General features: G+C 54.7%; 23 protein-coding genes. 19 read left to right on the top strand and 4 right to left on the bottom strand.

All coding sequences use genetic code 11. The annotated features are described in order from the left end of the window. Positions 1–13: 13 nt before the first annotated feature. The 4 genes from QWV57_RS15370 (at position 14) to QWV57_RS15355 (ending at position 3,350) form a co-directional block, all read left to right on the top strand. Positions 14–400 carry a 5-carboxymethyl-2-hydroxymuconate Delta-isomerase gene (locus QWV57_RS15370; protein ID WP_013144279.1) on the top strand — a complete coding sequence of 129 codons (387 nt, stop codon included), beginning with the start codon at positions 14–16 and terminating at the stop codon, positions 398–400. A 16-nt stretch (positions 401–416) separates the two neighbouring features. Beyond that, positions 417–1,928, top strand: coding sequence for a 5-carboxymethyl-2-hydroxymuconate semialdehyde dehydrogenase (gene hpaE / locus QWV57_RS15365; RefSeq protein ID WP_033006480.1), 1,512 nt, complete (start codon positions 417–419; stop codon positions 1,926–1,928). 39 nt (positions 1,929–1,967) lie between these two features. Continuing rightward, positions 1,968–2,615 (top strand): GntR family transcriptional regulator, encoded by a 648-nt coding sequence (locus QWV57_RS15360; RefSeq protein ID WP_015375765.1) that lies wholly within the window; start codon positions 1,968–1,970, stop codon positions 2,613–2,615. Between the two features lie 267 nt (positions 2,616–2,882). Then, positions 2,883–3,350 (top strand): flavin reductase family protein, encoded by a 468-nt coding sequence (locus QWV57_RS15355; RefSeq protein WP_013524562.1) that lies wholly within the window; start codon positions 2,883–2,885, stop codon positions 3,348–3,350. Between the two features lie 136 nt (positions 3,351–3,486). Here QWV57_RS15355 and QWV57_RS15350 read toward each other — a convergent pair whose 3' ends face one another. Beyond that, positions 3,487–4,050, bottom strand: a complete 564-nt coding sequence (locus tag QWV57_RS15350; RefSeq protein ID WP_015375759.1) for an FAD-dependent oxidoreductase — start codon at positions 4,048–4,050, stop codon at positions 3,487–3,489. A 405-nt stretch (positions 4,051–4,455) separates the two neighbouring features. Here QWV57_RS15350 and QWV57_RS15345 point away from each other — a divergent pair, with 405 nt between their 5' ends. From QWV57_RS15345 to ymaG (QWV57_RS15320), 6 genes are all read left to right on the top strand, one after another. After that, a complete protein-coding gene (locus tag QWV57_RS15345; RefSeq protein ID WP_301100056.1) occupies positions 4,456–6,288 on the top strand; it encodes a pyruvate kinase in 1,833 nt (610 codons plus the stop codon). Between the two features lie 177 nt (positions 6,289–6,465). Continuing rightward, on the top strand, positions 6,466–7,029 hold the full coding sequence (locus QWV57_RS15340; protein ID WP_129447189.1) for a biotin transporter BioY: 564 nt from the start codon (positions 6,466–6,468) through the stop codon (positions 7,027–7,029). 4 nt (positions 7,030–7,033) lie between these two features. Then, complete coding sequence (gene bioD / locus QWV57_RS15335) at positions 7,034–7,750, top strand: dethiobiotin synthase (protein WP_129447188.1); 717 nt, start codon at positions 7,034–7,036, stop codon at positions 7,748–7,750. Continuing rightward, on the top strand, positions 7,740–9,110 hold the full coding sequence (gene bioA, locus QWV57_RS15330) for an adenosylmethionine--8-amino-7-oxononanoate transaminase (protein ID WP_129447187.1): 1,371 nt from the start codon (positions 7,740–7,742) through the stop codon (positions 9,108–9,110). Before bioD ends, bioA begins: the two co-directional genes overlap by 11 nt. A gap of 239 nt (positions 9,111–9,349) precedes the next feature. Next, complete coding sequence (gene ymaG / locus QWV57_RS15325; RefSeq protein WP_011232484.1) at positions 9,350–9,544, top strand: inner spore coat protein YmaG; 195 nt, start codon at positions 9,350–9,352, stop codon at positions 9,542–9,544. Between the two features lie 99 nt (positions 9,545–9,643). Next, the gene (gene ymaG, locus QWV57_RS15320; protein ID WP_013144293.1) at positions 9,644–9,787 is read left to right on the top strand and encodes an inner spore coat protein YmaG; all 144 of its coding nucleotides are present in this window, start codon (positions 9,644–9,646) and stop codon (positions 9,785–9,787) included. Between the two features lie 215 nt (positions 9,788–10,002). Here the strand turns inward: ymaG (QWV57_RS15320) and QWV57_RS15315 are convergent, their stop codons facing one another. Both QWV57_RS15315 and QWV57_RS15310 read right to left on the bottom strand, forming a co-directional pair. Then, entirely contained in the window at positions 10,003–10,338 is a 336-nt protein-coding gene (locus QWV57_RS15315; protein WP_011232482.1) for a spore coat protein, read from the bottom strand. Between the two features lie 15 nt (positions 10,339–10,353). Beyond that, a complete protein-coding gene (locus QWV57_RS15310) occupies positions 10,354–10,611 on the bottom strand; it encodes a hypothetical protein (protein WP_011232481.1) in 258 nt (85 codons plus the stop codon). Positions 10,612–10,775: 164 nt separating this feature from the next. On the opposite strand from QWV57_RS15310, the gene QWV57_RS15305 reads away from it, so the two are divergent. After that, positions 10,776–11,693, top strand: a complete 918-nt coding sequence (locus tag QWV57_RS15305; protein ID WP_015375754.1) for a proline dehydrogenase family protein — start codon at positions 10,776–10,778, stop codon at positions 11,691–11,693. A gap of 227 nt (positions 11,694–11,920) precedes the next feature. On the opposite strand, the gene QWV57_RS15300 is transcribed toward QWV57_RS15305, so the two are convergent. Continuing rightward, positions 11,921–12,070: a YuzL family protein gene (locus QWV57_RS15300; RefSeq protein ID WP_015375753.1), complete on the bottom strand. Its 150-nt coding sequence runs from the start codon at positions 12,068–12,070 to the stop codon at positions 11,921–11,923. Between the two features lie 182 nt (positions 12,071–12,252). On the opposite strand from QWV57_RS15300, the gene QWV57_RS15295 reads away from it, so the two are divergent. From QWV57_RS15295 to QWV57_RS15260, 8 genes are all read left to right on the top strand, one after another. After that, positions 12,253–14,640: a 3-hydroxyacyl-CoA dehydrogenase/enoyl-CoA hydratase family protein gene (locus QWV57_RS15295; RefSeq protein WP_129447186.1), complete on the top strand. Its 2,388-nt coding sequence runs from the start codon at positions 12,253–12,255 to the stop codon at positions 14,638–14,640. A 27-nt stretch (positions 14,641–14,667) separates the two neighbouring features. Beyond that, positions 14,668–15,840, top strand: a complete 1,173-nt coding sequence (locus QWV57_RS15290; RefSeq protein WP_011232477.1) for an acetyl-CoA C-acetyltransferase — start codon at positions 14,668–14,670, stop codon at positions 15,838–15,840. A gap of 137 nt (positions 15,841–15,977) precedes the next feature. After that, on the top strand, positions 15,978–17,762 hold the full coding sequence (locus tag QWV57_RS15285; protein ID WP_060788242.1) for an acyl-CoA dehydrogenase FadE: 1,785 nt from the start codon (positions 15,978–15,980) through the stop codon (positions 17,760–17,762). A gap of 77 nt (positions 17,763–17,839) precedes the next feature. Beyond that, positions 17,840–18,205, top strand: a complete 366-nt coding sequence (locus tag QWV57_RS15280; protein WP_081133277.1) for an arsenate reductase family protein — start codon at positions 17,840–17,842, stop codon at positions 18,203–18,205. A gap of 98 nt (positions 18,206–18,303) precedes the next feature. Beyond that, positions 18,304–18,687 carry a glycine cleavage system protein GcvH gene (gene gcvH, locus QWV57_RS15275; protein WP_033005647.1) on the top strand — a complete coding sequence of 128 codons (384 nt, stop codon included), beginning with the start codon at positions 18,304–18,306 and terminating at the stop codon, positions 18,685–18,687. A gap of 75 nt (positions 18,688–18,762) precedes the next feature. After that, positions 18,763–18,999 carry a YusG family protein gene (locus QWV57_RS15270; protein WP_011232473.1) on the top strand — a complete coding sequence of 79 codons (237 nt, stop codon included), beginning with the start codon at positions 18,763–18,765 and terminating at the stop codon, positions 18,997–18,999. Positions 19,000–19,097: 98 nt separating this feature from the next. Continuing rightward, the gene (locus tag QWV57_RS15265; protein ID WP_011232472.1) at positions 19,098–19,457 is read left to right on the top strand and encodes a toprim domain-containing protein; all 360 of its coding nucleotides are present in this window, start codon (positions 19,098–19,100) and stop codon (positions 19,455–19,457) included. After that, entirely contained in the window at positions 19,454–19,771 is a 318-nt protein-coding gene (locus QWV57_RS15260; RefSeq protein WP_011232471.1) for a thioredoxin family protein, read from the top strand. Before QWV57_RS15265 ends, QWV57_RS15260 begins: the two co-directional genes overlap by 4 nt. Positions 19,772–19,896: the final 125 nt, after the last annotated feature.

Below are 19,896 nucleotides of genomic sequence, written 5' to 3'. Positions count from 1 at the left end.
AGGAGGAGGAATGATGCCGCACTTTATTTTGGAATACACGGCCAATCTCGGCGAAGAGGCCGATATTCGCGGCTTGCTTGGAAAAATTCACCGCGTGTTGATCAAGCGGAGCGATTGGTTTCCCGTCGGCGGCATCCGCTCGCGCGCCATTCGGCTTGACGAGTACTATGTGGCTGATGGGGCCGAAGACGATGCGTTTGTGCACGGGACGCTGAAAATCGGCGCCGGGCGTCCGGAACAGGTGAAAAAAGAAGTCGGCGACGAGCTGTTTGCCGTGATGAAAGACCATTTCGCCCCGCTGTTCGCCAAACGCTATTTGGCGCTGTCGCTTGAGCTGTATGAATTCAACGAGGCGGGGACGTATAAACACAACAACATTCATGCGCGTTATCGGACATAGCGGGAGGGGGAAACGAATGGCAGTGCAACCAAAAGTGCTTCATTATATCAATGGGCAGTTTATGGAAGGGGCAGCCGGTGCGTATTTCGACAACATCAATCCGTTTACGAACGAACCGATCAACGAAGTGGCCGAGGGGCGGAAAGAAGACATCGATGCGGCGGTTCGGGCGGCGAAGGAGGCGTTTGATCACGGGCCGTGGCGGACGATGCCGGTTGAAAAGAGGCTCCGTTATTTGTTCCGCATTGCCGAGCTGATTGAAACATATGCGGATGACATCGCCTATTTAGAGGCGCTCGACACCGGCATTCCGATCAGCCAGGCGAAAAAGCAAGCCGCCCGCGCGGCGGAAAACTTCCGCTTTTACGCGGAAATGGTGAAGACGCGCCTTGTCGGCGAGGCGTACCATGTGAATGGACAGTTTTTAAACTATACCGTTTATAAACCAGTCGGCGTCGCCGGGCTCATCACGCCGTGGAATACGCCATTTATGCTGGAAACGTGGAAGGTGGCTCCCGCGCTGGCGACCGGCAACACCGTCGTCTTGAAGCCGGCCGAATGGTCGCCGTTGACGGCGAATAAACTGGCGGAAATCATCGATGAAGCCGGGCTGCCTCGCGGGGTGTTCAACGTCGTGCACGGGTTTGGCGAAACGGCGGGCGCCGCGTTGGTTGCCCACCCGGATGTGCGCCTCATCTCGTTTACCGGCGAGACGACGACCGGCATGGAAATTATCCGCAACAGCGCCGCAACGTTGAAAAAAACATCGATGGAGCTCGGCGGCAAGTCGCCGCTCATTGTGTTCGCCGATGCGGATCTCGAACGGGCGCTCGATGCGGCGGTTTGGGGGATGTTTTCGCTCAATGGCGAACGGTGCACGGCCAACTCGCGGCTTTTGCTTGAACAGTCGATTTACGACGAATTTGTCGCCCGGCTGAAAGAGCGCGTCGACCGCATCGTCATCGGCGACCCGATGAACCCGGCGACTGAACTCGGTCCGCTCATTCACCGCGATCATTGGGAGAGGGTGAACCGCTATATTGACATCGCCAAGCAAGAAGGGGCGGACGTCTATGCCCCCAGCGTTCCAACAGGATTGGAAAAAGGCAATTTTGTGCCGCCAACGTTGCTGCTTGGTTGCCATAACGGCATGAGGGTGGCGCAGGAAGAGATTTTCGGACCGGTCATGGCGGTCATGTCCTTTGCGGATGAAGAAGAGGCGATACGGCTGGCGAACGATGTGAAATACGGGCTGGCGGCATACGTCTGGACGAACGATATGAAGCGCGGCCACCGCGTCGCCCAAGCGATCGAAAGCGGGATGGCGTGGGTCAACTCGCCGAACGTCCGCGATTTGCGCATCCCGTTTGGCGGGACGAAATACAGCGGCATCGGCCGCGAAGGTGGGCATTACAGCTTTGATTTCTATACGGAAGTGCAAGTCGTCCACGTCGCCGTCGGCGATCCGCCGATCCCCGCGTTCGGCAAGGGGGAGAAACCGACCGCCTTGTCTGCCGAACAGGCATAACGACTAGTCAATGTATATGATCTAGTATATGATAAACGTATGGAAACGAAAGCGAAAAACAAAACCCAATTGGCTTACGAGTATATTCTTTCCCGCATTGAAAACGGCGTCTATGGCCCGGGATACCGCGTCGTCATCGATCAAATCGCCCGCGAGCTTGGACTCAGCAGCATCCCGGTGCGCGAGGCGATCCGCCAGCTCGAGGCGGAAGGGCTTGTCGAATTTAAGCCGTATACAGGCGCCGTTGTGAGCAACATCAACGAGAAAGAATATATCGAGACGCTGTCGGTGTTGGCTGTGCTGGAAGGCTATGCGACCGCGCTTGGCTCCGCCAATTTGACGAAGGAGGCGATCAACGAGCTTGAGCGGTTGAACGAACGGATGGAGCGGGCGCTTGAAGAGCTGGAGCTGGAACGGTTCAGCGAGCTGAACTATGAATTTCATTCCTTGATTTACGCCCATTGCGGCAACGCCTACCTCGAAGAGCAAATCAAGCAAATTTGGCAGCGGATGAAGCGCATCCGCGTGTACGGATTTACGTTTGTCCCGCAGCGGGCGAAAGCATCGATCGAAGAACATCGAGAGATCATCCGTCTGTTGCATGAACAGGCGCCGCCGCATGAAATCGAACAATACGTCCGTCAACACAAAATCAACACCGCCGAAGCGTTTAAGCGGCGGCGCTGATCTTCTTCCGCTGAGCGGGTGGCAGAGGCGTACCTTGGAGCGGCGGGCCGCCGATGACAGCCGTATATCGTCGTTGTTTCTTTCCCCTATTTCTGCTATGATGGGGGTAGATTTGACCCTCATTTCGGCATGAATGGGTCTCAGCCATAGAGGCAAGATGTCGGACGAAGCGCCCGTCGTGTGGAAACATCAAGAAGGAAAGCCGCCCAACCGCCAGCGGAAGGCGCAGGGCGGCTGATGACGAAAAGGGAAGGATGGGAGAACCGTATGGATGATCGTACATTTCGCAGAGCCATGGGAAAATTTGCGACCGGCGTGACGGTCGTGACGACCGAATTTCAAGGGGAAGCGAAAGGAATGACGGCGAACGCGTTTATGTCCGTTTCGCTCGACCCGAAACTTGTCGTCGTCTCCATTGGCCATAAAGCGCGAATGCATGACATTGTCAAGCAAACGGGGAAATTTGCCGTCAACATTTTGCGGCGCGATCAAGAGGAGTTGTCGCGCTTGTTTGCCGGCCAGTTGAAAGAAGAGCGCCCCGTTTCGTTTGATTGGGTGAACGGCCATCCGATTTTGCCGGAGGCGTTGGCGAATATTTTATGCAACGTCCACAGCACGTACGTGGCCGGCGATCATACGCTTTACTTTGGGGAAGTGACCGATATTTTGATGAAAGACGAACCGGGCGACCCGCTCTTGTTTTTTGAAGGGAAGTACCGGAGCATTGGACAATAAGCGCCCTTGGATGGATCGGGGCCGCTATGTCGATGCGGGTACGACGCAACAGGCAGTTCAGCCCGTCATCTTGCGTCCCGGCCGTTTCCATGGCGCTATTAGAAAAGGTGTCCCGCTGTTTGGGACACCTTCGTTGTTATTTTTTCAATACATCGTGATCAACGTACCGTTCGCCGTTCAGTTCGCTGATGACGTTGATGGCGACTTTCGCCCCGTCGCCCGCTGTGATGATCGTATGAACGCTGACGCCGGCCACCGTCCCCGCCGCCCAAATGCCGTCGATGTTCGTTTTGCCATTGGCGTCGACGTCAATCACCGTTTTAATGCGCGGCTCCGTGCCCGGTTTGGTGCGCAGGCCGATTTTTTCCGCCAGATCCGTGGCGACGCCGGTGGCGAAAATGACGTGTTTCGCCTCAAAGGAGCCGTTTTCCGTTTCGAGGCGGAATCCCCCGTCTGTTTTTTGCACATTTGTCACTTGCGTTTCCACCAATTCCGCCCCGAATTTTGCGGCTTGCTTTTTCCCGGTTTCCACCAATTCCGGGCCGCTGATTTCCGGAACCCCGTAATGGTTTTCCACCCAAGCGCGCTTTGTCATGCCTTTGTCGCTGTCAAACAAGACCGTTTTCTTCCCGGCTTTGGCGGCGAAGATCGCAGCGCTTGCCCCCGCAGGCCCGGCGCCGATGATGGCGATGTCGTACATCGTGACCGCCTCCTTCTTTTGAATATTGGCACTATTATTACCTTATCACAAATAGAAAAAGAGTCCAAATGATCTGCTCATTATTTATAATTATTATCATTTTGTATTTACTTTAAATAATCATGGGTGTATAATAGATACCAAACACGCAGCAAAGGGGAGGAAACGCGTGAATAAACCGGCCGTTTGTGAACAGTGCGGTCAGCCGTTGCGGCGGCTGAAACATTCGCTGCTTTGTCAATGCGGGATGAAAATTGTCGTGCAAAAATAATATACCGAAAAAACGGCTTCCTGTTTCTGTCGCATTCAACCGGCGAATGGCGCCGGTTTTTTTCTGTCCTCATTTGGGGCGGCGGCGAATATATAAAAGTAAAACCGCATTTTTCACAAGGGTTGGTGCCGCTGATGCACGACAAACGAGATTTGGGCGCCCGCTTGGCCGCCTTTTACCGAGGGATGGCGGAGTGGGTGGGACAAAAGCAGAAGTATTTTCCTCTTCCATCCCATGAAGAGAGCCGGGATCAGTTGCTTGCTTACTTATATATGAGGGAGCATATGCCGTCGGATTTGCGTGAAGCGATGGAAGACGCCGGATGGCGGCTCGAGGGGCAAGAGGCTCATCTCATCGACGCGATCGAACAAGTTTTGGCCTATTTGCGCACGCGGGTTGATGGCGGATGGGAGCTTCGAAAGATGACAAGAAAGGAAGCGAAACAGTTGCTTCATAAACGGGCGGGGGCAGTGTTCGGAAGCCCAAGTTCTGTTCGGCCGACACGCATTATGGTGACGATGGACGAGGCATGGGTGGATGAGCCGGGGCTGATCGAGCGGCTGCTTCTTTATGGCATGGACATCGCCCGCATCAACTGCGCCTACGGTTCTCCGGAAACGTGGGAGGCGCTCGTGGCCATCATTCGTCAAGCCGAGAAGCAGTTGGAGCCACAGCTGCAGGGGAGGCGATGCCGCATTTACATGGATCTGCCGGGGCCAAAAATCCGGGTCGACCGCTTGGCGGTCAACGCGGGGCCGATGAAGCTCTCTGTGAAGAAAAATCTATATGGAGAGCCAATGGAGCCGCTCTTCGGCCTCATTTCCTTCTCTTCTTCCCCGCCGCCGTCTCCGCTCCCCCGCGATGTTTCATTCTTGTGGCAGTTGACGGCTGAGGACGGAGCGACCGTCGAAGAAGGGGATGAACTGCTGTTTACCGATGTGCGCGGAAAAAAACGAAAACTTCGGGTCACGGAACAAATCGCGCCGTCTTGTTTTAAAGTTCTTCTTTCGCGGACGGCCTATGTGCAAAAAGGGATGAAACTGCGGCGCGGGTCGGCTTCCTTCACTCTATGTTCTGTTTTGTTCATTCCAATGAAAGCGTTTGTCACGGTCGGTACACCGCTGTATATTTATTTCGATGACGCTGCGTTTGCACAGGCGCAGAATGGCTGCGGTGTGAAAATGACGACGACGTTGGCGAAAGCGTGGCGCAATGTGCGGGCGGGAGACCGCCTTTATTTGAACGACGGCCAAATTGCAGCGCGGGTCGTGAAAGTGCACGAGCGGCATGTAGAGGCCAAAGTCGTTGCCGATGGCGGAAAGCGAAAAGCGATTAAGCAAGGAACGGGCATCCATCTTCCCGATTCGTTTCTCCATTTGACGGTTCCGCCGCTCACCGACCGCGACCTTGAATGGATTCCGTTCATCGCGAGATGGGCGGATATCGTCGGGCTGTCGTTTGTTCAGGCCCCTCATGACCTGCGAAAGCTTTATCATTTGCTTGCCGAACAAGGGGCTGGTTCTCTCCCGGTGATCGCGAAAATCGAAACGCGGGCGGCGCTTCATAACTTCGTTCGCATCTTGCTTGAGGGATTGAAGTTTCCGGCGTTTGGTGTGATGATTGCGCGCGGCGATTTGGCCCTGGAGATTGGATTTGAACATCTTGCGGCCGCACAGAACGACGTTTTGGCGCTATGCCGGGCGGCTCACACCCCGGTCATTTGGGCGACGCAAGTGCTTGAACAAATGGCGAAAAAGGGAATTCCGTCGCGCGCGGAAATCTCGGATGTTTTTGTTGGAAAACAGGCGCAATGCATCATGTTGAACAAAGGAAGGCATATTGCGGAGGCGGTGCGCTTATTGTCGTCGTTGTTGGAAAAGGAGGAGAGGCAGAGTGGATCGCTGGCGATGCCGAAAACGGACGGCGAACGGATGAACCTGCTTAACTTGTGGGAGGATGAAGGGTGAGCGTTGGCCACTGCTTCCGCCGTCTGTTTGAGAAATGAGCCGCGCCAAAAAAGGAGTCCTGCTGTGTTAGGGGGCTCCATATTTTTTGTCTAAATGTAAACCTATATAAAAATAAAGTTGACAAATAAAAAACACATCAGGCACAATAGAAACAAATATTTGGAGAGGAGGGAAGATGTGCGAATCCATTCCTTTGTTTGGGCGGCATTTTTTGCCGCGTTGACGGCTGTTGGTGGGTGGATCAAAATTCCGGTGCCGTATGTGCCGTTTACGCTGCAAATCGCGGCGGTGTACTTGGCCGGCTGTCTGCTTGGCCCAAAAATCGGAGCGCTTAGCCAACTTCTATATGTCTTGATTGGGCTGGCGGGCGCGCCCGTGTTTGCGGAAGGAGGCGGGCTCGGTTATATTTGGAAGCCGACGTTTGGCTATTTGCTCGGTTTCATCGCCGGGGCGTATACGTGCGGCTTGCTTGTCCGCCGCTTTCAATGGACAAGAGCGAGAGACATATTGATGGCGAATGCAGCGGCATTGTTGGTCGTGTATGTGTTTGGCTGCGCGTGGCTGTACATAGCAATGAAATGGATCGCGGAGACTCCGCTTTCCATCGGCCAAACGCTATGGTTCGGCTTTCTTCTTCCGGTGCCGGGGGATCTCGTGCTTTGCGCCGTTTGTTCGGTCATCGCGGCGCGCGTATGGCCGCGCGTCCGACCGATCATGATGACTCGAGGGATGGGGGGATAAGAGAATGGGGCAAGCCATTTTCATGACGGGAACAGGAACAGAAATCGGCAAAACGGTCGTCACTTCCATCGTGGCGTTGGCGCTGGAGCGGCTTGGGATGAAGGTCGGCGTGTTTAAACCGGTTCAGACTGGACTGGCCGAAGACGGGGTGTCGTTTGCCGAACAATATTGGTACGAACGAGTGGCGAAGATTCCGACATCAGAAGGCATGTACTATATGGAACCGGCGATGTCGCCGCATTTAGCGGCGAAGTTGACCGGCACGTCCATCGAACCAGAGAGGGTGGCCGAACGGTTGGAATGGCTTACGCAGCGCTATGATGTGGTGCTCGTCGAAGGAGCGGGAGGGTTGGCCGTTCCGTGGTGCGAGCGCGACGGACGATGGTATATGACGAGCGATTTTGTCCGCGACTATGAGGTGCCGGCGATTCTCGTGTCGCTCTCAAGCCTTGGTGCGATTCATCACGCGGTGACGACGGCAGCCTATGCGAACGCACAAGGCATTCGTCTGCTTGGCCTGATGTTCAATCAGTTTCAGGAGCAAGAGATTATCCACCAAAACAATGTCGAAACGATCGCCGCCTTGCTTCGGCTGCCGGTGCTGGCGGTCGTGCCGCTCCTTCCTGCAGTCTCAAGGCGGGAACTGGAAACCTTAGCTCAGCGTTGGATCGAACAAGGAAAGGCGAAACAATTGCTGGAGGTGCTTAGCGTTGGCGTATAGCTACGAGCAATTGGAACAGTGGGACAAGCAGTACGTCTGGCATCCATTTACGCAAATGAAGCAGTATGCCAAAGAACGCCCCTTGATCATTGAACGCGGGCAAGGAAGCTATTTGTACGATGTCGACGGCAACCGGTACCTAGACGGCTATGCGTCGCTATGGGTCAATGTCCACGGCCATAACGATCCGGAGCTGAATGCGGCGCTTCGCGAGCAATTGGAGAAAATTGCCCATTCGACATTGCTTGGTTCGGCGAATGTGCCGTCGATTTTGTTGGCCAAACGGCTGCTTGAATATTGGCCGCACATGTCAAAAGTGTTTTATTCCGATACCGGGGCGGCGGCGGTGGAAATCGCGCTCAAGATCGCCTATCAGTATTGGAAAAACATCGACCCGGTCCAATATGCGAAGAAGAACAAGTTTGTCTCGTTGAAGGAAGCGTACCACGGCGATACGGTCGGGGCGGTGAGCGTTGGCGGCATGGAAACGTTCCACCGTATTTTTGCGCCGCTTTTGTTTGAGCGGATCGAAGTGCCGTCGCCGTACGTGTACCGTATGGACGAATACGGAAGCGAGCAGGAGATCGTCGGCTATTGTTTGCGCGAGCTTGAACGGGTGCTTGAGGAGCAGCACGATCAAATCGCCGCGGTTGTCATCGAGCCGCTTGTGCAAGGAGCGGCGGGGATCATCGTCCATCCGCGCGGGTTTTTAAAAGGAGTGGAAAGGCTTTGCCGCCGGTATGGGGTGCTCTTCATTTGCGACGAGGTCGCCGTCGGCTTTGGCCGCACCGGCACGATGTTCGCTTGTGAGCAGGAAGAGGTGCAGCCTGATCTTGTCTGCCTTGGGAAAGGGATCACGGGAGGATATTTGCCGCTCGCGGCCACACTGGTCACGGAAGAGATTTATGCGGCATTTCTCGGCGATGTGGACGAAGACAAAACGTTTTACCACGGCCATACGTACACGGGAAACCAGCTCACTTGTTCCGTTGCGCTGAAAAACATCGAGCTCATCGAAAAACGCGGCTTGATTGACAGCGTCAAGCGGAAGGCGCGCCGGCTGGCCGAATGGCTTGAGCGGTTGTATGACATTCCGATTGTCGGCGACATCCGGCAAAAAGGCTTGATGTGCGGCATTGAAATCGTGAAAGACCGAAGAACGAAAGAAGTCTTTCCGCGCGCGGCCATGGTGGAGCACCGGATCATCCTCGAAGCGCGCCGGAGGGGGCTTGTCATCCGTCCGCTCGGCCCGGTGTTGACGTTCATTCCGGTTCTTTCGATGAGCGAAGACGAAATGGCTGAGGCGGTGCGCATTTTGTTCGATTCGATCGCCTGTTTGTACGATCAAGTGCAGGCGTAGCTTGTATAAGCGGGGGCGGCGGACAGCCGCCTGCTTTTGTTTTTCGAATATACTGGGAATAAAAGGAAATAATTTCCTTTAATGAGAATATCTTGTAGAAAGAGACCTTCCTTTGCATTCACGGATCGATGATTTGGGAGAAATCGCCGTTTTTCACCAGCCTTCTAGGTACTGGCCTAAGCAGCGGGCGTTTTTCCTGCATACAGTGGGACTAAAGCAAGCGGAAGGGGGGAAGCAAGATGAGCCATCTCCAAGTGGCGGATGAGCGCATTTGGCGGCCATGGGGCTGGTGGTTTTGGCGGCCGCGCCCGTTTTTCTTCGGCGCTCCGTTTTTTGGCGCTCCATTTTTCGGCGGCTTTTTAGGCGGTTTGCTTGGGAGCGCATTGGTTCCGCCGTTTTTCTATCCGTGGTGGTATGGCCCCATTTGGTGGTGAGAAACCGGCAAGGGTTGGGCGGACGGCCCACCCTCTTTTCTTGTTTGTTGCATATGAATAAAGTGTAGCATTCTAGCTTTGGGGAAAGGAGAAGGAACGATGCTATTTCCAGGATTGTTGTTTGGCGCCCCATTTGTCGGCGGCTTCTTGGGCGGACTGCTCGGCGGCGCGTTGGCTCCGCGTCCGTTTTACCCATACCCGCCGTATCCGCCGTACCCGCCGTATCCAGGCTGGTGGTATTAATCGTCTATTCATGAAAGAATAAGCATCCCTGTGGAACAAGAAGGGATGCTTATTCAATGATCCCGGTGTCGCGGATGCGGACGTCCGCTGTTTGCAGCATGCTCCATACCGATTCGGATGGCGCTGTCATCCCTTTCTCCCCTTTCTGCGTCCTGTCTTCTTAACGGATGGAGAAAGAGGATGTCCTTCTGCCGTTCGGACATCCCCTCGTTTTGTTATTGCATGGCATTTCGTTGATAAGGGAGCTGATTCGTATACCCTTGGAACTGCTGGTACGTTTGCTGAAGCTTTTGCGGATCGGCGGCTTCAAGCTTGTACCATCCTTTTTTGAACATCAAATTGTACAAGTCGCGCTGACAGTTTTGCGTTTCGGTGAAAATATTCATCATATCTTGATATAACGGTTGGTTGCTCGCTTCATGCAAAAAGACGCTGTACGACAAGGTCATGTATTTTTCCGTCGTCAACATGTCGTTTAGAAAATCGCGCTCGTTCATTTGCGGCGTTTTCGGCACTTGCATCTCCGGATTTTGCACTTGTTTCGTGTTCATGCATCGTTCCTCCTTTCACATCACCGGTGGCTGCGGCGGGTTTTGCAAATGGCGCAAAATCATGTCGTAATGGCGCTGATGCATCTGTCCAGCGCGCTCGATCGCCTGCACCACTTCAGGGTCTCGGCATTGCGAGGCGAAAAAGTGCGCTTTTTTCGCCGCGAGCAAGTTCCACGACATCATGTCGGAAAAATACATGGCGTCTTTGGTGGACACCATTTGCGGCGGCTCGGGCATCGCCGCCTGCGGGTTCATTTGTGGTTGCTGTTGCATCGTTGTTCGCTCCTTTCGTCGGTTGTTCGCTTGTAGATTGTGCAGAGAGTGGAAAATTATGCGCATATAAAAAATAAACCGTGGGGAAAAAACATATTCAATTGAATTGAAACATGGTACAATAAGAATGGTGAATGCGTTTCCATACAAGGAGGCTTGCAACAGTGGAGCAGTTGATGCGCGATTTTTTCCTGTTCTTATCGAAAAATAAAACATTGACGAAATGGGCGAAACGATACGGCCTTCGCTTCGGCGCTTCACGGTTTGTCGCCGGCGAAACGATCGAGGAAGCGGTGCGCGTCATCCGCCAGCTGAACGAAAAAGGATTGGCGGTCACGGTCGACTATTTGGGTGAGTTTGTCGACAATGAGCAGGAAGCGAATGAGATGGCGCGCCATTGCTTGGAGGCGATTGAGGCGATCAGCCGGGAGAAGTTGAACTCGCAGCTGTCGCTGAAAATGACATCGATGGGGCTTGATATTTCCGATGAGCTTGTCATGCGCAACATGCGCCGCATTTTGGATGCGGCAAAACAGCGCGGCGTGTTTGTGACGATCGATATGGAAGACTATTCGCGCTGCCAAAAGACGCTGGACATTTTTAAAATGTTGAAAAAAGAATACGACAACGTCGGCACGGTGCTGCAGGCGTATTTGTACCGGACGGAACAAGACATTGAAGATTTAAAGCCGTACCGCCCGAACTTGCGGCTCGTCAAAGGAGCGTACAAAGAGCCGCCTGAAGTGGCGTTTCCGGATAAAAAAGATGTCGATGAGAACTTTAAGAAGATCATTAAAATGCATTTGCTAAACGGCAACTATACGGCGGTGGCGACGCATGACGACGCCATCATCGAATATACGAAGCAGCTCGTCAAAGAATACAACATTCCCAACAGCCAGTTTGAATTCCAAATGCTGTACGGCATCCGCCCGGAGCGCCAACTCGAGCTGGCGCGCGAAGGATATACGATGCGCGTGTACGTTCCGTACGGCACGGACTGGTATGGCTATTTTATGCGCCGGCTCGCCGAACGGCCGGCCAACGTGGCGTTTGTTTTAAAAGGCATCCTCCGCAAGTAGGGGCGCAAAACAGAGGAAAACGCCGGCGGCCGCCGAGCGTTCGGGCGCAGAAGGGGACAGGCATCCAGCGAGCGGCCATGAAGCCGGTTTCCATTTTAAACCATGGCCGCTGCATATCCCGAGGCGTCGGGCGGTCATTTGAGGGAAAGGCCGTTCAGATCGTGCGGCCTTTCTTTGCTTTTCCCTATATCTGCAGCTATGACAGGCGGGAGCTGACGATGTGGGCGTCAGCTCCCTTGCATGTTGTGCTTTTTGTACTGCTGGTTTTGGCTTGTCCGTTTGCCGCCGCCGTCGGCTTCGACCGTCGGGCCGGCGTTTCCTTTGACGCTTGCGGCGCTGACGCCGCGTTCAGACGGATTTTTTTTCAGCCGGGCCATCGTCTTCACCTCCTGTTTGTTAGTATGGATGAAAGAACGGCCTCGATGTGAAAAAAATGTGCGCAAATATATTGCGAAAATTACCAACATACTATATATTGAATATAGAGAACGTTTTCACGGCTATTTTTTTCGCCGAAAAATGAATGATGATTCATTCAATGGTGTGAGGGGGAACCGAAATGGCAAAACGCATTCGGCGCGCCGCGGTGCTTGGGTCCGGCGTCATGGGTTCGGGCATTGCCGCCCATTTGGCGAACGTCGGCATTCCGACGCTGCTGTTGGATATCGTGCCGCGGGAATTGACGAAAGAGGAAGAAGCAAAAGGTTGGACGCTCGAGCATAAACAAGTGCGCAACCGCCTCGCCAATCAGGCGCTGGAAAGGCTGCTCAAGCAAAAACCGGCGCCGCTCATGTCCAAAGACAACATCGCTTTGATTGAAACGGGCAACTTCGAGGATGACTTCCACCGGCTCGCGGAAGTCGATTGGATCATTGAAGCGGTCGTTGAAAAGCTGGAAGTGAAAAAAGAAGTCTTCGCTCGCGTCGACGAGGTGCGGACGCCGGGGACGATCGTCAGCTCGAACACATCCGGCATCTCGATCGCCGCGATGGCGGAGGGGCGTTCGGATGATTTCAAAAAACACTTTTTAGGCACGCATTTCTTCAATCCGCCGCGCTATTTGAAGCTGCTTGAGATCATCCCGACGGAGCATACGGATCCGGATGTGGTCGCCTATATGAAATCGTTCGGCGAAGACGTGCTCGGCAAAGGCGTCGTCATGGCGAAAGATACGCCGAACTTCATCGCCAACCGGATCGGCACGTATGGGTTGCTTGTCACCGTCCGCGAGATGATGCAAGGCGGCTACAGCGTCGGCGAGGTCGATTCGGTGACGGGGCCGCTCATCGGCCGGCCGAAAAGCGCGACGTTCCGCACGCTTGACGTCGTCGGGCTCGATACGTTCGTGCATGTCGCCAACAACGTGTATGAAAACGTCGAAGGGGAAGAAAAAGAGGCGTTCCGCGTGCCGGAGTTTATGAAAACGATGCTTGAAAACGGCTGGCTCGGCAGCAAATCCGGACAAGGCTTTTTTGTCAAGCAAGGAAAAGACATTCTCGAGCTGAACTACGTCACGATGCAATACGAGCCGCGCAAAAAGCTTGTCACCCCGGCGGTGGAGATGGCGAAGCAGGCGAAAGGAGCGGCCGCCAAGCTGCAAACGCTCGTGTATGCCGATGGCGACCGCGCGGGAACGCTCCTTTGGAACATCATCGCGCCGACATTGCTGTACACCGCCCGCCTTGTCGGGGAGATCGCCGACGACATCGTGGCGATCGATCAGGCGATGAAGTGGGGGTTCGGCTGGGAGCAAGGTCCGTTTGAACTGTGGGATGCGATCGGCCTCGAGAAGTCGGTGCGCAAAATGCAGGCGGAAGGGCGCGACATCCCGTCGTGGATCACGGACATGCTCGCCGACGGAGCCACATCGTTCTATAAAACGGAAAACGGCCGGCTGTTCTATTATGCGCCGGGCGGGTATAAAACAGTAGAAGAAAACGAAAAAGTCATCCACATCCGCCGACTGAAAGAGGCGCGCGGCGTCATCAAGAAAAATGCCGGCGCCAGCCTCATTGACCTCGGCGACGACGTGGCGCTTCTGGAGTTCCATTCGCCGAACAACGCGATTGGCGCCGATATTGTCCAAATGATCAACGAGGCGCTTGAGGAAGTCAACCGCAACTACAAAGGGCTCGTCATCGGCAACCAAGGGAAAAACTTCTGCGTCGGCGCGAACTTGGCGATGATGCTCATGGAGGCGCAAGACGAAAACTTTTTTGAATTGGAACTTGCCGTTCGCCAGTTCCAGCAAGCGCTTCTCAAAATGAAATACAACCCGAAGCCGGTCGTCGTCGCGCCGTTTGCCATGACGTTAGGCGGCGGGGCGGAAGTGAGCTTGGCGGCTTCGCGCATCCAAGCGGCGGCCGAGACGTACATCGGGCTTGTCGAAGTCGGCGTCGGCTTGATTCCGGGCGGCGGCGGCAACAAGGAGCTGTACATCAAACGGTTGAACAGCCTGCCGCGCGGCGTGGACGTCGACTACGTCAAAATCGCGGCCAGCGTATTTGAAACGATCGCCATGGCGAAAGTGTCGACGTCAGCGGCGGAAGCGCGCGAGCTTGGCTTCTTGAATCATCGCGACGGCATCACGATGAACGGCGACCATCTGCTGTATGAAGCGAAACAGGCGGTGCTCTCGATGTATGAGGAAGGGTACCGGCCTCCTGCAAGGAAGAAAGTGCCGGTGGCCGGCGAAAGCGGCTATGCCGCCATGTTGCTTGGGGCGCAGTCGATGTTCCATTCCGGCTACATCAGCGAGCACGATTTGAAAATCGCGAAAAAATTGGCGTATGTTCTAGCCGGCGGCAAAGTGCCGTACGGAACGGAAGTCGACGAGCAATATTTGCTCGATCTCGAGCGCGAGGCGTTTTTGAGCCTCATCGGCGAGCCGAAGACGCAAGCGCGCATGCAGCATATGCTTGTGAAAGGAAAACCGCTCCGCAACTAAAGCGGAGGAGATCAAGGGGGGATTGGCGTGAGAGAAGCGGTCATTGTCGCAGGTGCGCGCACACCGGTCGGCAAAGCGAAAAAAGGAACGCTCGCCCACGTGCGGCCGGATGATTTAGGGGCGCTCGTCGTCAAAGAAACGATCAAGCGCGCGGGGAACTATGAAGGAAACATTGACGACTTGATTATCGGGTGCGCCATGCCGGAGGCGGAGCAAGGATTGAACATCGCCCGCAACATCGGCGCGCTCGCCGGGCTGCCATATACCGTGCCGGCGATCACGATCAACCGGTATTGCTCGTCCGGTTTGCAGGCGATCGCCTATGCGGCGGAACGGGTGATGCTCGGCCATTCCGACACGGTCATCGCCGGCGGGGTCGAATCGATGAGCATGGTGCCGATGATGGGGCATGTCGTCCGCCCGAACGCCCGCTTGGCGGAAGAAGCGCCGGAATACTACATGTCGATGGGGCACACTGCCGAGCAAGTGGCGAAAAAATACGGCGTCAGCCGCGAGGACCAAGACGCATTCGCGGTGCGCAGCCACCAGCGCGCCGCCAAGGCGATTGCCGAAGGAAAATTCAATGAAGAAATCGTGCCGGTCGAGGTGACGGTGCGCAAAGTAGAAGGCAACAAACTCGTTGAGGAGAAAGTCGTCTTTACACAAGATGAAGGCGTGCGCCCGGACACGAATATGGAAACGCTCGCGAAACTCCGGCCGGCGTTTGCGGTAAACGGCACCGTCACCGCCGGCAACGCGTCGCAAATGAGCGACGGGGCGGCGGCGGTCATGGTGATGGACCGCGAAAAAGCGGAGTCGCTCGGCTTGAAGCCGCTCGGCAAGTTTCGTTCGTTCGCGGTTGCCGGCGTGCCGCCGGAAGTGATGGGGATCGGCCCGGTCGCTGCGGTGCCGAAAGCGTTGAAGCTGGCCGGCCTTGAGCTGTCCGACATCGGTTTGATCGAGCTGAACGAAGCGTTCGCCTCGCAATCGATCCAAGTCATCCGCGAACTTGGGTTGGATGAAGACATTGTCAACGTCAACGGCGGGGCGATTGCTCTAGGCCACCCGCTCGGCTGCACGGGCGCGAAGCTGACCTTGTCTTTGCTTTACGAAATGCGGCGCCGCAACGTGCAGTTCGGCATCGTCACGATGTGCATCGGCGGCGGCATGGGAGCGGCCGGCGTGTTTGAGCTGCTGTAGCGGCAGCTGACAGCGAGCGGGCTTCATCAGCTCGCGCGAGGCATGCATCCGCATTTGCCCGGCTGCATGGAACGTCTATTTCCCGGGCGGCGTTGCCGCCCGGATCATCAATCATCTTTCGGGGGAGGAAATCAACGATGGCCAAAACGATGGAAGAAGCGATCAAAGGCGGCAGCTTTTTGATTGAAGACATTCCGGCGGAGCGCGTGTTTACGCCGGAAGATTTCACCGACGAACATCATATGATTGCCAAAACGACGGAAGAGTATGTCAACAATGAAGTGCTCCCGCAGCTCGAGCATTTGGAAAACCACGAGTTTGACCGTTCCGTGAAATTGCTTCGCAAAGCGGGCGAGCTCGGCTTGTTAAGCGCTGACATTCCGGAAGAATACGGCGGTTTGGGCCTAGATAAAGTCAGTTCGGCCATCATTGCGGAAAAAATGGCGCCGGCCGGCGGTTTTGCCATTTCGCACGGGGCGCACGTCGGAATTGGCTCGCTGCCGATTGTGTTGTTTGGCACGGAAGAACAAAAACAAAAATATTTGCCGTATTTAGCGACCGGCGAAAAAATCGCCGCCTACGCCTTGACGGAGCCTGGCTCGGGTTCGGACGCCCTCGGCGCGAAAACGACGGCGAGATTAAACGCGGAAGGCACGCATTACATTTTAAACGGCGAAAAACAATGGATCACCAACTCCGGTTTTGCTGATGTGTTTGTCGTCTATGCAAAAGTCGACGGCGAACATTTCACCGCGTTCATCGTGGAACGCGACTTCCCGGGCGTTTCAACTGGTCCGGAAGAAAAGAAAATGGGGATTAAAAGCTCGTCGACAAGAACGCTCATTTTGCAAGATGTGCCGGTGCCGAAAGAAAACGTGCTCGGTGAAATCGGAAAAGGCCATGTCATCGCCTTCAACATTTTGAACATCGGCCGCTACAAGCTTGGGTTAGGGGCGGTCGGCGGCGCGAAGCGGGCGCTTGAAATCACGCTCAAATACGCCAATCAGCGCCAGCAATTCAAACGGCCGATTTCGCAGTTTACGTTGACGCAGGAAAAATTCGCGACGATGGCGTCGCGCCTGTATGCCGCCGAAAGCTCGGTTTACCGCACGGTCGGCTTGTTCGATGAACGGATGGGCCTGCTTGATGCGGAAAAGGCGAAAGATGGCAAAGAAGTGGCGAAATCGATCGCCGAATATGCGATCGAATGCTCATTGAACAAGTTTTTTGCCACGGAAGTGCTCGATTACATCGTGGATGAAGGCGTGCAAATCCACGGCGGGTACGGCTTTATGCAGGAATACGAAATTGAGCGCGCCTACCGCGATTCGCGCATCAACCGCATTTTCGAGGGGACGAACGAAATCAACCGCCTGCTCGTGCCGGGCATGTATTTGAAAAAGGCGTTAAAAGGCGAGCTGCCGCTCTTCCAAAAAGCGCAGCAGCTTCAGGAAGAACTGATGATGATGGCCGCCGAAGAGCCGGGGACGGGCGCGCTGGAACAAGAGAAATACTTGGTGCGCAACGCGAAAAAAATCGCCTTGATGGTCGCCGGTTTAGCGGCGCAAAAATACGGCCAGCGCATTGAAGAAGAGCAAGAAGTGCTCGTCAACATCGCCGACATCGTCTCGAACATTTATGCGATGGAATCCGCGCTCTTGCGCACGGAAAAAGCGATTCAGGCGAGCGGTGAGGAGAAAAACAAACAAAAATGGCTGTACACGCAAATTTTCTGCCAAGAGGCGTTCAATGAAATTGAAGCCCATGCGAAAGAAACGCTCGTCGCCGTCGAACAAGGCGACACGCTGCGGATGATGCTCGCCGCTCTCCGACGGCTGACGCGCCATACGCCGATCAACGTGATCGCGAAAAAACGCGAAGCGGCCGCCGCGCTCATTGAAGCCGAACGGTATATTGTGTGATAATGGGAAGTGCCAGGCGTTTGCCTGGTGCTTCTTATTTGTTTGCCAAACAGCGGAAATGAAAGGGAGGAGTGAAGATGGCGCTCACGCTCTATTGGTATCCAAAATGCGGAACGTGCCGGAAGGCGAAGCGTTGGCTCGATGAACACGGCATTGAGGTGCAAACGGTGCATTTGGTCGACGAGCCGCTGACGAAAGAGGAGCTGGCTGAACTGCACCGAAAAAGCGGGCTGCCGCTCAAAAAATTTTTTAATACGAGCGGCATGAAATACCGCGAGCTTGGCTTGAAGGACAAGCTCGACCGCGCATCGGAAGACGAGATGCTCGATTGGCTCGCCTCGGACGGGATGTTGGTCAAACGGCCGATTTTGACGGACGGCGAGCGGGTCGTCGTGGGCTTTCGCGAACAAGAATACGAGGCGTTTTTCGCCAAGAAGGCATAAAATTTTTTGCAAAATCGCGTCAAGACAGTGAGTTTTATTGAAAAATCGGTTATGATGAAGAAGAACATATTTTGATTTTGCTGCGATGGAGGGATTCGATGAACACGCCGAAAGAACTTCGTTACACAAAGGAGCATGAATGGGTGCGCGTGGAAGGAGAGAACGTGCGCATCGGCATTACGGATTACGCCCAGTCAGAACTTGGCGACATCGTCTTTGTCGAGCTGCCGGAAGTCGGCGCGGAGGTTGTGGCGAACGAGCCGTTCGGCAGCGTTGAATCGGTGAAAACGGTCTCGGAATTGTATGCGCCGATCAGCGGCACGGTCGTTGAAGTGAATGAGGCGTTGAACGACCATCCAGAGTACGTGAACGAATCGCCGTATGACAAAGCGTGGATGATCGTCGTCAAACCGAATGATTTGAGCGAAATCGACAATTTGTTGACGGCGGAACAATACGAGGCGATGATCAACGAAGGATAAACGTTCCTGCAATCTTCGCTTCGATTCGGGCACTCTATACATACCGGAATTTGATTGAAAAAAGGGGTGCTCGCGATGGCGCTGCAAACGACGCGCATAGATGTCACGGACCGGATCATCGGCAAACTGAACGGCCGCTCGCTGGAGTTGTACGAGGAAGGAGAGCTCATCGGGCGCCTTCCGCTTCCGGCGGCCGTCCCGTTGAAAAAGGGGTATACCGAACAAAACGGAAGAATTTACAAACAGGTGACCGCTACCGTTGAGCCGGACCAAAAATATGTCGATTGCGACGGGGAAGCGGGCTGGTGTTGAAAGGCAACGGTGGATGGCCGTTGCTTTTCATTTTCAACATTTGGCCGGCGCAAGACATACAATAATAGTATCCTCATTTGAAGTTAGGTGGGTCGGACATGCGACGCGTGGAAAAAGTGATCATCGTCGAAGGGCGATCAGACAAGCAAAAAGTGGCGGCGGTGCTGAACGAACCAGTCGTCATCGTCTGCACAAACGGCACGATCAGTGATGCGCGCCTTGAGGAGCTGGCCGATGAGCTGGAAGGATGCGATGTATACGTCTTGGCCGATGCCGATGAGGCGGGAGAAAAATTGCGCCGGCAGTTTCGCCGCATGTTTCCAGAGGCGGAGCATCTTTACATTGACCGGGCGTATCGCGAAGTGGCGGCCGCTCCGCCTTGGCACTTGGCGCAAGTGCTGTTGCGCGCTCGTTTCGACGTCCGCATCGAATCGCTCATGAGGGGAAGAGGCGAGTGAAAGCGATCGACCGAAACGATGTCATGCGAGTGGTGGAAGTCGAGCCGCTTCTGGCCCTTTACTTGTATACCCCGCTGTGCGGCACGTGCCAGCTGGCGCGGCGGATGCTAACGGTGGTGGAGCAGTTGTTTCCGGCGCTGCCGTTTTACGAAACGGACATCAACTATATCCCTGAGCAGGCCGTTGCGTGGAAAATTGAAAGCGTTCCTTGCCTGCTTCTTTTTAGGGACGGAACGGTCGCAGGCAAGTGGTATGCCTTTCATTCCGTTCCGTATTTGTACGAAGTGATTCAAGCCTGCTTGCCGTCCCGATGATTCGCCTTTTTTTGACGCTGTTTGACACATTTCTTGGGAAATGACAAAAACGGCGCTCGTTCGTCAACGGGTTGTCGAGATTTTTGTAAAGGATTTCTCCTCTTCAGGTGGAAGTGAAAAAAATA

This window comes from Geobacillus zalihae (genome assembly GCF_030414215.1).
GTDB lineage: Bacteria > Bacillota > Bacilli > Bacillales > Anoxybacillaceae > Geobacillus > Geobacillus zalihae.
Note: the sequence above shows the minus strand (reverse complement) of the source record. Positions and strands in the feature narration are given on the sequence as shown.